General features: G+C 62.3%; 9 protein-coding genes. 2 read left to right on the forward strand and 7 right to left on the reverse strand.

Going from position 1 to position 15,020, the window contains the following annotated elements; all coding sequences use genetic code 11:
• Positions 1-8: 8 nt before the first annotated feature.
• A complete protein-coding gene (locus SMA01S_RS02725) occupies positions 9-1,253 on the forward strand; it encodes an NAD(P)/FAD-dependent oxidoreductase (RefSeq protein WP_084250005.1) in 1,245 nt (414 codons plus the stop codon).
• Between the two features lie 10 nt (positions 1,254-1,263).
• Positions 1,264-2,058, forward strand: coding sequence for a 2-keto-4-pentenoate hydratase (locus tag SMA01S_RS02730; RefSeq protein WP_066817037.1), 795 nt, complete (start codon positions 1,264-1,266; stop codon positions 2,056-2,058).
• Between the two features lie 242 nt (positions 2,059-2,300).
• Here SMA01S_RS02730 and SMA01S_RS02735 read toward each other — a convergent pair whose 3' ends face one another.
• The 7 genes from SMA01S_RS02735 to iolG form a co-directional block, all read right to left on the reverse strand.
• Positions 2,301-4,400 carry a glycoside hydrolase family 3 C-terminal domain-containing protein gene (locus SMA01S_RS02735; protein WP_066817039.1) on the reverse strand — a complete coding sequence of 700 codons (2,100 nt, stop codon included), beginning with the start codon at positions 4,398-4,400 and terminating at the stop codon, positions 2,301-2,303.
• A gap of 182 nt (positions 4,401-4,582) precedes the next feature.
• On the reverse strand, positions 4,583-6,082 hold the full coding sequence (locus tag SMA01S_RS02740) for an MFS transporter (protein WP_066817041.1): 1,500 nt from the start codon (positions 6,080-6,082) through the stop codon (positions 4,583-4,585).
• Positions 6,083-6,175: 93 nt separating this feature from the next.
• Positions 6,176-8,083 carry a CocE/NonD family hydrolase gene (locus SMA01S_RS02745; RefSeq protein ID WP_169804173.1) on the reverse strand — a complete coding sequence of 636 codons (1,908 nt, stop codon included), beginning with the start codon at positions 8,081-8,083 and terminating at the stop codon, positions 6,176-6,178.
• Between the two features lie 47 nt (positions 8,084-8,130).
• The gene (locus SMA01S_RS02750; protein ID WP_066817048.1) at positions 8,131-10,515 is read right to left on the reverse strand and encodes a TonB-dependent receptor; all 2,385 of its coding nucleotides are present in this window, start codon (positions 10,513-10,515) and stop codon (positions 8,131-8,133) included.
• Positions 10,516-11,408: 893 nt separating this feature from the next.
• On the reverse strand, positions 11,409-12,347 hold the full coding sequence (locus tag SMA01S_RS02755) for an alpha/beta hydrolase (RefSeq protein WP_218016807.1): 939 nt from the start codon (positions 12,345-12,347) through the stop codon (positions 11,409-11,411).
• The gene (locus tag SMA01S_RS02760) at positions 12,334-13,530 is read right to left on the reverse strand and encodes a serine hydrolase domain-containing protein (protein WP_084250008.1); all 1,197 of its coding nucleotides are present in this window, start codon (positions 13,528-13,530) and stop codon (positions 12,334-12,336) included. Before SMA01S_RS02760 ends, SMA01S_RS02755 begins: the two co-directional genes overlap by 14 nt.
• A gap of 268 nt (positions 13,531-13,798) precedes the next feature.
• Positions 13,799-14,782, reverse strand: coding sequence for an inositol 2-dehydrogenase (iolG, locus tag SMA01S_RS02765; protein ID WP_066817059.1), 984 nt, complete (start codon positions 14,780-14,782; stop codon positions 13,799-13,801).
• Between the last annotated feature and the right edge of the window lie 238 nt (positions 14,783-15,020).

Raw genomic sequence — 15,020 nt, forward strand, 5'->3', positions numbered from 1 at the left:
CATCGCGCATGCTACGGAGCGCTTGCGTGATCGGGGCCTCGCAACGGGCCGCGATCGTCGGCGCCGGGTTGGCAGGGGACCGGTGCGCCTTCGGTCTCCGCCAAGCAGGGTTCGAAGGAACAATCGCGTTGATAGGAGCAGAGGCTGTCCGGCCCTATGATCGGCCACCGCTATCGAAATCCGTGCTGAAAACGATCGGCGCCGAGGACGAGATTTTCTATCGGAGCGAATCGGACTACGCGGCAGCGGGCATCGACTTAATGCTTGGCCGCACGGTTGTAGACGCCTCCCTTCGCGAGCAAAGTCTGACCATATCGACAGGCGAGAACCTCGCTTATGACGTTCTGGTGCTCGCGACAGGCTCCCGGTTGCGAGAGGTCGACAGCTTGCCGCGTGGCACCGAAGGGGTCTTCTACCTTCGGGACCGCGCCGATGCGCTGGCGCTTCGGACCGCGCTTGACGCGGGTGGACGCGTTGCGGTCGTCGGCGGCGGGGTGATCGGCCTCGAAGCAGCCGCCGCAGCGGCGGCGCGTTCGTTGCCGGTCACGGTGATCGAGCCCGCTTCTCGCATCATGGGCCGCGCTTGCGGCCCGATCGTCGCCGCGTGGCTGACCGAGCGCCATCAAAACGCCGGCGTAATGATGCGCTGCGGAGTCGGGTTGGCAAGCGTGAGCCGCAAGGAAGCTGCATATCGCTTGGCATTGACGGACGGCTCGATCGTCGAGGCTGAAATTGTCATAGTCGGCGTGGGCGTCGTGCCCGAAACTAGCCTGGCCGAGAAGCTCGGTCTGCTAGTCGTCCCGGAAGGAATTGTCGTCGACGGGCACGGCCGAACGAGCGATTCATCGGTGTTCGCGGCCGGCGAGGTCGCGTTTCACTACAATTCCCGCATCGACAAACATGAGCGGCAGGAAAACTGGTTTCACGCCGCGGCCCATGGCGAGCATGTCGGTCGATCCATCGTCGAACGCGGGGCTAACTATTCGGAGCTATGCGGATTCTGGACCGACCAGTACGATGTCTCGCTGCAATCGACCGGCCGCGCGCTGGCTGAGCACGATGTCGTCCGCGGAAACATGCCGGACGGCCGCTTCGTCGTTTTTCATCTCGATGGTGACGTGATCGTTGGCGCCAGCGGCGTGAATGTCGCGAGCGAGCTTCGTCAGGCGAAGGCGCTGATCCGCAACGGCACGCGCATCGACGCGGCGAAACTCGCGGATCCGCTGGTCAAGATCGGCGCCGCAACCCTCTAGGAATTCGATCATGACGCCCCGGACAACATATGAGGATCTCGCCGAGCGGTTGCGGCGCGCTTATTCCGGCGGGCCCGTCGATCCGCTTCGCGATGGCCTCGACCCCACCGACGCAGCGGGCGCCTATGCGGTGCAGGCGATCAACGCGCGCATCTGGCAGGACGCCGGGCGGCGCATCGTCGGCCGAAAGGTCGGCCTGACCGCCAAGGCGGTGCAGGTCCAACTGGGCGTTACCCAGCCCGACTTCGGCGTGTTGATGGACGACATGGCGATCCCGGACGGCGGTACGCTTTTGACATCTCGCGTTATTCAACCGAAAGTAGAAGCCGAGGTCGCGCTGATCCTCGGTGCCGATATCCTCGGTCCGCATATTACTCGCGAAAGCGTAGAGGCGGCCGTCGAAGGGGTAGCCGCAGCAATCGAGATTGTCGATAGTCGGATTGCGGACTGGAGGATCACCTTTGCCGACACCGTGGCAGACAACGGTTCGTCAGCGTTTTTCGTCATTGGCGCGACCGTGAAGCCGCTGGCCGGGCTCGACCTCTGGACGTGCGGGATGGTCCTGGAAGTGAACGGCGCGGTCGCTTCGTTGGGAGCGGGCGCGGCGTGCCTTGGGCATCCGTTGGAAGCCGCCACCTGGCTCGCGAAAACACTCGCTTCACAGGGCGCTCCCTTGCGCAAAGGCGATATCATCCTGACAGGCGCGTTGGGCCCAATGGTGACGCTCGCCCGGGGAGATCAGGTTACCGCCGCGATCGGCGGACTTGGCACAGTAAGCTTCAGATTTGAAGAAGAGCGCCATTGATTGAAACGCGACGTCGGCGTTTATGGCACCCTGCCCCCGCACCAACCGATAGTGTCCGGAACCAACCCTGACACGTCAATGTACCGCTCCGACGGGATCATCGGCTTCCCTTTCTTCGACGGGGGCGGTCGCGTCTCCGTCCTTCACCGACGCCGGTCATCGAGCGCATCCTCGCCAATCTTGATCCTCTGACTTCTGGAGGCAAGCGATTGCCGCCCGCCGCACTCTCGCACGGGCCTCACCTATGGGTTCAGCCTGCTCTCCGTGAGCGTGACTACGGCTCTCGGTCCGAGCTCGCCCGCCGACTGGCCGAGTGCGAAGGCATATTCGCCCGAGGCAATTGTCCAGCCATCGCCGGTCCAATCTGCCAACAGTCGCCGATCCATGATGAGCCTCACCTCTCGCGTTTCGCCGGGCAGAAGGGTGATCTTCTGAAATCCGACAAGCCTCTGCACAGGCTTGCCTGCCGCGTTGACAAGATAGAGTTGCGCAACGTCGGCACCGGGACGCGCTCCGCTGTTGGTGACGACGAATTGCGCCACGACCATGTCGTCGCCGGTCAGCCGCAGCGAGCCATGATCGAAGCAAGTATAGGTGAGACCGTGGCCGAACGGAAACAGCGGCCTCTGGCCGTGCGCCGCGAACCAGCGGTAGCCGACATCGGACCCTTCGCTGTAATCGACGGTCACCATGGTTCCGTCCGGCTCGCCGAGGCCGGCGAGCAACGGCCGGGGATTCTGGCTCACATCGACCGGCCAGCTTAGCGGAAGGCGACCGCTCGGGTTGATCTTCCCGGTCAGCACGTCGGCGATCGCGTCGCCGCCCTTCTGGCCGGGATACCATGCCTCCATCACCGCCTTTACCCGGTCGAGCCAGGGCATGCTGACTGGATTTCCGGTTTCGAGTACGACCACGACGTTGGGATTTGCCCGGGACACCTCCTCGATCAAAATATCCTGTCCCTGAGGAAGCGCCATGCCGCCGTCATAGCCTTCGCATTGCCATTGCGTGGCGAAGACGATGGCAAGATCGGCCTTCGCCGCCCGAGCCGCGGCGGCCGGAATATTGTACCCGCTGTCGTAGGTGATATCGGCATGCGGTAGCTGTGCCCGAAGCGCCTCCAGCGGAGATGACGGCACGATCGACTGGCGGGCGTGCGTGTTCATGATGCCGGTCCCGCCGACCGGGATGATCGCCGCTGCCCCGCCGACAGGCGTCACCTGGCTCGATCCGGCGCCCGACATCACGCCGATATCAGCGTAGCCGCCAATGATAGCGATCGACCGAATCTTGTCGCCCAGCGGCAGGATACCGTCATTCTTGAGCAGGACGATCCCTTCGGCCGCGGTCTGCCGCGCCACCCGGGCGTTCGCGTCAAAGTCGATCGGTGCCTTTGTCAGCGGCCGGTCGGCCCCAACTGCATAGATCGATCGGAGGATACGGCATACCGCGTCGGACAGCCGCCTCCCGGATACTCGACCGGCCGCATATTCAGCCTTCAGCGGTTCATCGAACCAGATTTGCCGGTCGAGTTGCGCACCGGACTGTTGATCCAGCCCCGCGTTGAAATAGGTGACGTCGTGGACCGCCCCCCAATCGGACATCACCCAGCCAGGAAAGCCCCAATCGCGCTTGAGAACGGTATTGAGCAGATGGTCGTTGCCGCAAGCATAATGGCCGTTGACGAGATTGTACCCGCCCATGACCGAACCGGGCTGGCCGATCTCGATGGCAATCTCAAAGGCGAGTAGGTCGGATTCGCGATGCCCGGCCTCGTCGATCCGGGCGTCCAGGGTGTTGCGCAGCGTCTCCTGCGCATTCAGCGACAAGTGCTTTACGGTCGCAATGACGCCTTGCGACTGAATCCCGCGGATCGACTCCCCGCCCAGGATCCCGGCCAGCAGTGGATCCTCGCCAAGATACTCGAAGTTGCGGCCATTGCGGGGATCCCGGGCAAGGTTGATACCCCCGCTGAGCAGCACGTTATAACCGAACGCTCTCGTCTCCGAGCCGATCATCTTGCCGCCGGCGAACGCAAGTTCAGGATTGAAGGTGGAGGCGATTGCCAGGCCTGACGGAAGCGCCGTCGCCTGATCATGACGAAGTTGCGTCGGATTGGCCACGCCGAGGCTGGCATCAGTCTCCAGCAGGTCGGGAATGCCCAGCCGCGGGATTCCGCGGACATAGCCCGCGATCGCCGGTATGCCTCCGAACAGGGCCGGATCGATGTTCGACCCGGGCATTGGGATCGGCATGATTCCGTGCAGCAGCTGGAACCGCTCGTCGTCCGTCATTTTCGCTTCAGTCGCGCGCGCGCGCGCATCCGGATCGGTCGTGTTCATGTTGGCCCCTTGTTGATGCCTGAAGAGTGAGGTGCCCACGCAAAGAGGATGGGTTTGCCTCGCCGCTTTCTCGGGAAAGACGCCGCCTTCACGTGAAATCGATGGCGATCTCAGTCAGACGGTCGATTTCCGGCGTTCGGTGCTACGACTGGGGCCGAACGTCTCCGATGGGTCGGCGTTCATCACACCGCGCGTGCAATGGGTTTGCCAATCACTGGATCGGGTTCGCCCGAACCTGCTTTCCACGGCCTTTCCGCATGCGACTTTCTGCCAGCGAGGCTGGCGATGATCGCCGCGTGGTGTTGCCGATCGATCTTGTACCGCCACAAAAACGGTAGCGTTGCGAGAAGAAGCATTGCCGCCGCCGGCCCCCAAAGCAAGCCCACGCCCGCGACGGTAGCCGCCGAGGGAGCTGCCGCGTCCGTGGCCGAAAAACCCACGAGCTGAAGGCCCAGCCCGGCGAGAAAGGCGCCGAGTCCGGTCGCTGCCTTGGCCCCGAGCATCAAAGATGCGGCATAGAGTGCCTCGCAACGAACGCCGAACAGATAATCATGTTCGTCCACGGCATCGGCCATCATCGAGTAGAAGCAGACGAAGCAGACCGTACCACCAGCCCCCAGCACAAGGCCGTTCGCGATCAGCAGCGACAGGCAGATGAATGTGCCCGGTTGCAACAGCCCGGCCTCGACCAGGATCGGCAGCAGGATGGGACCGACGACAATGGTAATGATAGCAGCTGTGAGAACAGAGCGCTTTTCAAAGCGGGTCACAAGAAGAGCAGCGACCGCGGTGCCGACGATCATCCCGATGGGCATGACAAGTATAGGGAGTTGGAGCTGCTCTGGTGGCAGATGCCAGAAGAACCGATAGGCATGGAGGTTGAGCGAACTGGTCACACCCTGGCTTATGAGCACCAGTACGGCGACGATGAAGAGCGGGACGAACGACGGATTCTGAAAGAGACTGCCGATCTCCGCGATGAAGTGGCGGCCATCGTTGCGCGTCGTGGTCTGCGGGACAGGCAGGGCAAGGATTGCTCGTCCCGCGCCGAGCAAGCACCAAAGACCGAAGGCCAGGATCAGAATAGCCAACCATGCGCCGAACATTGGATAAGCGTCGCGAGACTGAAGGCCGCCCTTGCCGGCGAAGATCAGCAGGAAAGCCGGAACGAGGCAGGCCGCTGTTCCCACGACGGCAAACAAGCCCCTGAACCCACTGATGACCGACCGTTCGGCGTAATCGTCGGTCAGTTCCGCGGTCAACGCCGAGTGGGGCAGCGCGAACAACGACATTGACGCGCGGAGAACGATGCTGAAGCTAAGAGCATAGACGAAGAGCATTGTCCCGGAGAGGCCGCGGGGAATGCTGAATAGGGCTATTGCCGCTGCCATCATCGGCAGCAACGATACCATCATGAACGGCAAGCGCCGACCAAGGCGCGACCGCCAATTGTCCGACACCCGGCCGATCAGCGGGTCGAGCAGGCCATCGACGGCGAGTGATAGGAAGAACACCGTCCCGGCGGCCACTCCGGACAACCCGCAGACGGTGGTCAGATAGAAAAGAAGGAAGGTGTTCGACGTCGCGATCGCGTACTCGATGGCCTGGCCGCTTCCATAGCTCAGCTTCAATGAAAGGCCGAGCTTTCTGGCCGTGTCGCCTTTGAATCCAGCGGTGCTCATCCTCTGACCCTCCATGGCTGCAGCAAGCGGCGACCAGGGAACTTCGTCCGATCACACGCCGCCTTTTCATCGAATTGCGAATGGCCTGAGCGATCAATCATGGCCGGGCGGCGCCACTAGAGACCAAGTTCGCGTATAGATGGCCATGCCATCAATTGTGATGGCCGCATTGGCATGGCCCCCGAAGGCCGTGTGATGGGTCGTCACATGGACGTCGATGAGTTGGCCGCTATCGAGTGTGATCTTCGCCCGCGCTTCGGCGACAGCAGCCGCCGGCTGCGCCGGGTCCGGCGAAGATGTGGCGCGTGAGATCGACCTAAAGTCCACGCGGTGTTTCCCGTTCGTTGTCAGCGAGGTGACCTCTTGGCCGGCCTCCACCGTCACCATCCCTCGAATCAAGTCCCGCGAAATCGACCACTTAGGCTGACCGGAGATAAAGAAGGCCGGGCCTTGGGAAGGCTCGATCTGTGGCGACGGAAGGTCGACCACATTCCCCGATCCAGGATCGAGTTCATCGAGAGAGAGCTCGACGGCAACGAGCGCAGGTCGCGAGACCGAGTCCACCACTGGTTGGGGCCACAGCCGCGGGAAATCGGATTCGGACAGGATCAGCCTTAGGCTGTGGCCTTCACAGAGTCGGTAACACGTGGCGGTCAGGGCGAGTTCCTGTGCGTCGGCGCGCAGCATTCCTGAACTAATGAACGTAGATACCCCGTGCGGTGAAACGTCGCAGAGCCTTGCCACGACTCGCGCGGGCGGCGTGCCATCCCAGCGCAGCCTGACGGTCGGGCGGCCGATGATCGTCAAATCGGCCGGTAGCGGACCGGTCGTGAAATGAAGCGAGCGCATGTCGTCGTCATGCTGATCGAGCGGCAATCCAAAGCCGCTGGTCGGTATCAACGTCAGGCCGGACAACGCCCCAACGGTGCGATCCGACGACCACGCCACGCGCAGGTCCGGCGCAGCATCGTTCTGCCGATCGGCGACCGGGCGCAGAACCGAACCGTTCTCAGCGGAAAACTGGCGCAGCTGATGCGTGCCGTTCAAGTGATCCAATTGCCGCCATTCGGAATTCTTGCCCTGGACGAACATCGTTACGGGCGGCTCATTCATCATGCCCGTATCGACTCCCTTGAGCCAGTGATCCCACCAGCGAAGCGCAATGGGGTTGAAGTCGATCGCGCCGAACAGAGATCCGTGCGGCATGGTATGCATCCACGGCCCTGCCAACAGCTTTTTCGGCCCGTTCATCTGCTCGTACGCCCGAATGCTGGCGTCGCAGAAAAGATCGCGCCAGCCGGAGATGCAAAGCGCTGGAACGGTAATTCTAGATGCGTCGATGGCGCGGGTGCGCCAAATCGGATGCCCTGGCGGATGCTTCGCAAAATCGACCACCCAGGGTTCGGCCTGTTCACGCCGATCCTGCCACCGCCGCTGTTCGACGGTCGAAGCATATGTATGAAGCGGCGGAATAAGCTGGTTCAGCAGCGTCTGGCTGCCCCACATCGAGAGCGATCCCATGCACCCCATGTGTCCACCCGGATGCACGAAGTCACGTTCGGGATCGAGCATCCCTTCGAGCGCGATGATCGCGGTCAGATTGGCCGGCTGACGCGCAGCGGCCCGCATCGTCATGATCGATCCGTACGACATGCCCCACATGCCGACCTTGCCGGTACACCAAGGCTGGTGTTCCAACCAATTGATCACATCGATCGCGTCGTCGGCCTCACGAGCATCAAAAGGCCCGCGCTGCATTCCGTCGGACGAGCCGGTGCCGCGGAAATCGACGAGAATTAGCGCATATCCGCGGGATGCGAACCAGCGCATCTCCGCGTCGAGACCACCGCCGAACACGTCCTTGCGATAGGGAAGAATCATCAACAGCGCAGGAACACGATCAGGGGTTTCCGGCCGATACAGGTCCCCTGAAAGCGTCACGGCATCGTCGATCGTCGGAATACGGACATCCCGCTCAACGCGAACAGCATAGGTGGTCATCATCAACTCCAGAGGGTCCCCGCTCGATCGAGCGGGGACCCTGCCGATTACATCCGATAGCTTAGCGACAGCCCGATCGTACGGAACGAGTTCGGCCCGAAAGCCTGCCAGTAATTCCCGCCGAGGGCCGCATCGCTCTTCCCCGTCGGGCCGACGTAGACGCCGGCCGCCGGGTCGGCGAGGATGAAGCTCGGGATGCGCTTGTCCAAGAGGTTGCGCACGAACGCGGTGAGCGACACCTTGCCGTCAGCGGTGCGGACGCCCGCCGACAATCCCACGATCGCACTGGCGCCAACGCGGGTTTGCGGATCCAGCGTCTGGCTGAACTTGAATGAGCTGCGGTGATAGACGTCGCCTTGCATGAAGCCGACCAGAGTGCTCGAGACTGGATGCTCATAGCGAGCCGTGACAGCGGTCGTCCAACGCGGCGCGTTGGATAGCTGATTGCCGCTCACATCTGTCGTGCCGTCGGGAAGGCAGACGTTCGTCCCGCTGGTGCCGGTCGGTTGACCGTAATAGCAAGGAATACCGGGTAGGTTGACGTACTTGGTGTGATTGTAGGTCACGCCGCCACTGATGGTCAGCCCCTCGAACGGCAAGGCAGTGAACTCGACCTCGGCCCCGCGTGACTTCAGTTGGCCAGCGTTGAGCAGCATGAACCCGGAGGCGCTGCCCTGAATTTGCGCCTGCGTCTGGAAATTTTCGAACGTGGTGTCGAACAGCGCGACGTTGAGCCGCAGGCGGCGATCGAACAGCGTCGATTTCACGCCCAATTCGAAGCTTTTCGGGATTTCAGGCGCGACGCGCGTGCCACTGAACCCGTCAAAGGTAGGCGCCTTGTAGCCGCGCGTGTAGGTCGCATAGGCCAAAACGCCTGGCGCGATGTCATAGTCCAGACCGAACCGATATGAGATGTTGCCTTGGGTCGTCCTCTTTTCATAATCGAGCGCCGGGTACAGCGGCAGCGCGGCCGCCGGGTTCGTGAGCAGTGCCGCCACCCTGATAGCATCGTGCGTGTAGCGGGCTCCACCGGTCAGGCGGAACGAGTTGGTGATCTTGAACTGACCTTCGAAAAACCCTGCATAGCTCTTGGTGCCGAAGCCGCCTCCGAGGAAACCACCGATCAGCGACGTACCAGAGGGCATGGGAACACCGAGATTGGCGCCTTGCAACAGGCCGCTGGTGGAGCTCAAGTCCAGGTAGAAGAGCCCGAGCTGATAAGAAAATCGGCCCGTGGACGGCGAGGACAGTCGCAACTCCTCCGTCGTCTGCTTGAGACGACTGCCGCCGTGATTCACGTCGAAAAGGTCGGCGGTCGTCGTGTCGGTATCGAGCGAGGTATTGTTCTCGTAGACACGGTGGCCAACCACGTTCGTCAGGGTATATCCACCACCCAGATCGATTTCAGCCTTGAGCGACCCCCCGTACAGCTTCGAGCTGTTCGTATTCGGCACGTCGGTCGCAATCGTGGTGTTGGTAGGCGAGGCGAACACGCCGTTGCTGGCGTTAATGCTGGAAATCAGCCCGCCCGGCGCGGTGTAGCGGTGTACCAGAACGCTTTCGGCCGGACCGTTCGTGTCCTGGTAGTCTGCAGACGCCGTCAGGCGAACGGACGAGCTGGGCTCCCACAGATATTTGAGCCGACCACCGACCTTTACGATACCCAGGTCGTCAGAGAGCTTGAGATCGCGGACGAACCCATCCTGCCGGTTGACGAACAGCGCGACCCGCAGTGCCGAGTTCCCAGTGACCGGCGTATTGCCTGCGACCTGAAACATGACGCCATTACCCGAACCTGGTGCGGTCGAGTTGCCGTAGTCGACATTTGCCAGGAACTCCGAGCGACCCAGTTTCGGCTGCGCGGTCGTGATGTTGATAAGCCCGGCAGCAGCGTTCTTTCCGAACAACATGCCCTGAGGGCCACGCAGCACCTCGACACGGTCCAGATCAAAAAACTGGACGTTTCCGAATTGCGCCCGGCTCATCACCACGTCGTCAATGACAAGGCCGACGCTGGCCTCGGTTTGCGTCCCGAACACCGCGGTTCCGATTCCCCGGATCGTGAAGTTGACAGCACCCACCTCCTGAGCCGCCGACTGCACCTGCAGGCTCGGCGCGAGATTGACCAGTTGATACGCGTTCGTGACCTGGTGCTGCGCAAGGCTCTCTGCGCTGACCACGCTGACGGCGACGGGCACCGTTTGCGCGCTCTCGGCGCGCCGGCGCGCGGTGACAACAATATCTTCCAAGCGGCCGGTGCTGCTCTCGGTCGCCTGCGTGGGAACAGCCGGCACGGATCCAGTCGCGTCCGCATTTGGCGTGGCACTCGATCCCGCGGTCGGGACAGGCGTGGCCTGCGCCAGCGCCGGAGTAGCGATGACCGCCGCCGACAAGCCAGCCAGGGCAGCGCTGCTCAAGAGTAATGCCTTCATTTCAGTGCCTCCTAAAAATCATTTTTTTGTTTTATGTGGTCGGTGCGTTCTCCCCGAGCCGAGCAGGCCGCCCAGTCGAGACGAAAACCGCCGTCAGATCGAAGAGAAGGTTCCAGCGGCTGCCTGGAGGCTGGCGTTACGTGCCTGGCCACTACGGTGGCGCGGGTTCGATGCGCGCTCGATGCCACGTAACCTCTGACCTTGAAGCCTGTCGGCGGTCATCCTTCTCCCCATGCGTTCGCAACCTCGTCGCGGCGGCGTGAGGCAGGTTCGCCCCGATCGCCTGCCTCGTCGTTAATGTGAGTTGCCACTTCGTTCGGCGGCATTGGCGAGTTATGATGTTGCAATATGCATTCTGTCAAGACACTATTTAGAATGTAAGTTCGATTTGACATGGCATTAGCGATGGGTTCGGCCAATTCTGGCAAGATTCCGCGGCCGATCCGCGTTGTACCGGCCCGACACGCTGTCCCTGGGCGAGCCGGCAGCGAAATCGTTCCCGAGTCACGGGAAAGGCCGAATCGGCTTGAGGGGTTGACCCTCCGCACGTTCACTCTGACGCAGCAGCCCTGATCAAGGTTCGCGAGAAAACGCCCGGCAGCGCGATCTTCGTTGCTCCCTCGCAGGCATTATCATGGGGCCAACACAGCATCATGCCGAACCCGATGGCGAGAGTAGACATCAGCCGGGACGAATTCGAAGGCATTCCGGCGATCGCGGGCTATGTCCGCAGAATCTCACGGCTGGGTATTCCCGGCCTGCTGGAGACAAGCGATTGCCGCCCGCTGCACGTTCGAACGGACCTAGCCTATGGCTTCGGCGTGCTCTCGGTGAGTATGCCTTCAAGGCAGGTCGGCGGAGTCCAGCTGTCCGATGCTCTTGCGACCAAGCGGTCAGATCCCGATCATCGTGCGCAATCGCCCAAGAACCGCGGCCGTCGCTTCACCCGCCGCCGGTATCAGCCCGGCCAGATCGACGAAGCCGTGCGAGAGGTGGTCGAACTCGATGAGGCCAACGCTCACGCCGCTATCCTTCAGCCGCTCCGCGTAGACGACGGCTTCATCACGCAGCGGATCGATCGACAGTACCACGATGAGCGCTGGGGGCAGCGCACTCAGATCGGCCGCGGCGAGCGGCGAAACGTGTGGATTCGCCCGATCCTCCTTATCGCAATACGCGTCAATGAGCGCGTCGAGATCTTCGCCGCGAAATCCGGGATGAGCATCTCTGCGCCGTGACGGATACTGCGCCGCAATCGCGCGCAGATCGACAGCGGGATATAGCAGAAGCTGCGCGTCGTAGCTTTTGTCGCCCCGCACCATTCGATCGCGCAAGGTGAGGCAGATCGCGGCCGCGAGATTGCCGCCGGCGCTGTCACCTGAGATCACCAACGGTCCGGCGGCGAATTTGGGAGCCTCTGCCAAAAACCATTCCGCGGCGGCGAGACTGTCCTCGAAGGCGGCGGGAAAAGGATGCTCGGGCGCCAGCCGGTACGAACTGGTCACGACGACCATTCCAAGCGTCCGACAAATGCGGCGAGCAGTATGGTCAATCGTGCGAAGGCTACCAGCGTGCCAACCACCGCCATGGATATAGTGCAGAACACCCTTTGCCTGTTCGAGCGGACGGTAGATGCGGATCGGCACCGGGCCGATAGGGCCGTCGATCTCGCTTTCCTCGACACCGGCGACTTCGTCGAGCCCGCCTGGTCCCACCATCATAGAAATCATCGCCTCGCCTCGTTGCCGCTGTTTTGCGAAGTCGATGGGACCGGGCTCCGGCGGCGGGATTTGCGCGAGGAACTGTTCGGTCGCAGGATCAAGCGGCATCATGATTATCCATAAGCACCTTGGGTACCGGCAGCCCGGCGCATTCGGCGACGGCGCGGACAATGCGATAGACGCGAGGATCGACGATGCTGGTGTCCGCCATTCTATTGCGAACATAAGCAAAACCCAGTCCACTCGGCCGGTGCCCGGCCGCCATCGAGCCCCCTGCCCCATTGTGCCCGAACGAGCCGGGTCCGAGTAGCGGGTGGTTCCCGAACGGAAGCATCAGGCCCGCGCCGCAGGTCGCCCCGGGGATATCTCCGCCCCACATTGGCCCCTGCGAAGTGATCCGGCATGCGTCGTCCAATATGTCGGCCGGAATCAACTGCTCGCCGCCAGCGTCATTGCACACCGAGGCATAAAGCCGGGCAAGCGAGCGGGCGTCGGCGATTCCGTTCACGCCTGCCAGCTCGACGGCCTGGAGAGCTGGATCGTTCATCGCAGCGGCAAGGCCGCCGGCGGTCGGATGAATGAGGCCGCCCAACGAAATCGATCGGGCAGCGATGCTGTCCGGCTCGATGGTTGCCGCGTCAAGTTCGGGAGGGCACTCCACAAGCGCGACGGGCCCCGGGTGCTCCGGAGACCGGCCGATACATATGTTGAGTCCGAGTGGTTGCGCGATCTCGTCCCGTAGCCACTGCCCCAGGCTTCGTCCCGTCGTCTGCCGAACGAGTTCGGTCGTGATCCAGCCGACGGTGATAGCGTGATAGAAATATGCCGACCCTGGTTCAAACAACGGCGCCTCGGCCGCGAGCCGTGCCGCCATTCCGGGGAGATCCCGCAGTTGCCCGATCGTCATCGCGCCACTCAAAACCGGGACGCCAGCGCGGTGCGCCAACGCCTCGCGCACGGTCACCCGGTCCTTGCCGTGAGCTCCGAACTCCGGCCAATAGGCGGCGACCGGCTGATCCAGCTCGAGCCGCCCTTGTGCTACGAGCTGGAGGATACAAAGTGCCGCGATGCCCTTTGTCACGGAAAAGACCGGCACCATCGTATCCCGCTCCCACCGCCGGGCCGACCGCGGATCGGCGGTACCGCCCCACAGATCGACGACGGCTTGGCCGTTCCAGTAAACGGCGCAGGCGGCGCCAAGTTCTCCGCCTTCGGCGAGGACCGCCTGAAACGCGTCGAAGCAGGGTTCGAACCCGGGAGCCACGAGACCCTCAGCTATCGACCTGGGTTGCATGTAGTGTCTCCTTGATATTGAACGTCCGGGCGGGTCCGGAAGCAACGAAAGTCGCCCTTCCCGCGAACGCAGCGCTGCCAAACCGTGAGATTGACCTTCGCAATCTACAACATTCGTTCCACCCTATAATTCTATAGAATTTGCGTTGCAACAGGAGGGTTGCGGGGGATTTCGCGGTACGGCCGCTGAATGCGGAACGCGGGCGCACTGTCAGGCGATCAGAAGGTGCAGGCCGGTCTGACGGGGACACGGGGACGGGACGAACGGACTATAGCTTGACGACCGCGCCAGTCGCGAGCGATCGCTTCGCCGCGTCGGCGAGCGCCAGCGCCGCTACACCGTCGTTGAACGTTACCAGGGGAACGGCACGGCGCGCCAGAATATCCGCAAAGTGGTCGATCTCTGCGCGAAACGCCGCTGCGTAGCGATCAAGGAAGAAGTTCTCGAATGGGGCAGCAAGCGCGCCGCCCTCGCGCCAGACGGCTACCGTCGACTCGGTCTGGTTCCCCGCGGCGACGAGCCCGTCCGAACAGAATGCCTCCACGCGTTGATCGTAGCCGAAACCGCTACGCCGACTATTGGCGATGACTGCGAGCTTGCCGGAGGCCGTGCGCAGCAAAACCCGTGCGGTATCGACATCACCGGCCTGACCGATTCGAGGATCGACGAGGCAGCTTCCCCAGGCGAATATCTCTGCGGGTTCCTCGCCGAGCAGAAAGCGCGCCATATCAAAATCGTGGATCGCCATATCGACAAACAATCCGCCCGAGACCTTCACATAGTCGATCGGCGGAGGTGCCGGATCGTTGCTGGTGATCTGCAGCGACTCGAGGGACCCGACCTCCCCGGACACGAGCTTTGCTTTCAGGGCAGCGAAATTTGGATCAAATCTGCGGTTGAAGCCTATGAATACAGGAGTGGCGTCGAACGCCGCCGCAGCGTCGCGCGCCCGCGCAAGATCAAGATCGACCGGTTTTTCACAGAAGACCGTCTTGCCTGACCGGTGCGCGCGGAGCGTCAGGTCGAGATGCGTATTCGTGCTCGACGCGACCAGCACGCCATCGACCGCCGGGTCCGCAATCGCATCGTCGGCAGCGCCTGCTTTGGCACCAAAACGGGACGCAAGCACTTGGGCCGCGCCAACGTCCACATCCGCCACCCAGGCAAGCTTGAGCTCCGGGTGCGCCGCAATGTTTGCTGCATGGATCCTGCCGATCCTCCCCGCACCGATAAGCGCCACCGTGAGCGTCATACTCTCTCCTGCCAACTTGCAAGCTTCCCTACTCGGAAGCGTTTATAGAAATCACGTTCTATGCGCTTGGGCGGCGGAATTCCAGTGCCTGACTCGATTACACAGTTGCCGGTTGGACGGAACAACGCAGCCGAAACGGGGATGAGCCGTCTACAAAGCCTGTCGCAGCCGACCCAATACACCACTTGCATCCATAATTCTGTATGGATATATATTGGAAAATATATTCCATAACAGA

It is taken from the genome of Sphingomonas mali NBRC 15500 (assembly GCF_001598415.1).
Taxonomy (GTDB): domain Bacteria; phylum Pseudomonadota; class Alphaproteobacteria; order Sphingomonadales; family Sphingomonadaceae; genus Sphingomonas; species Sphingomonas mali.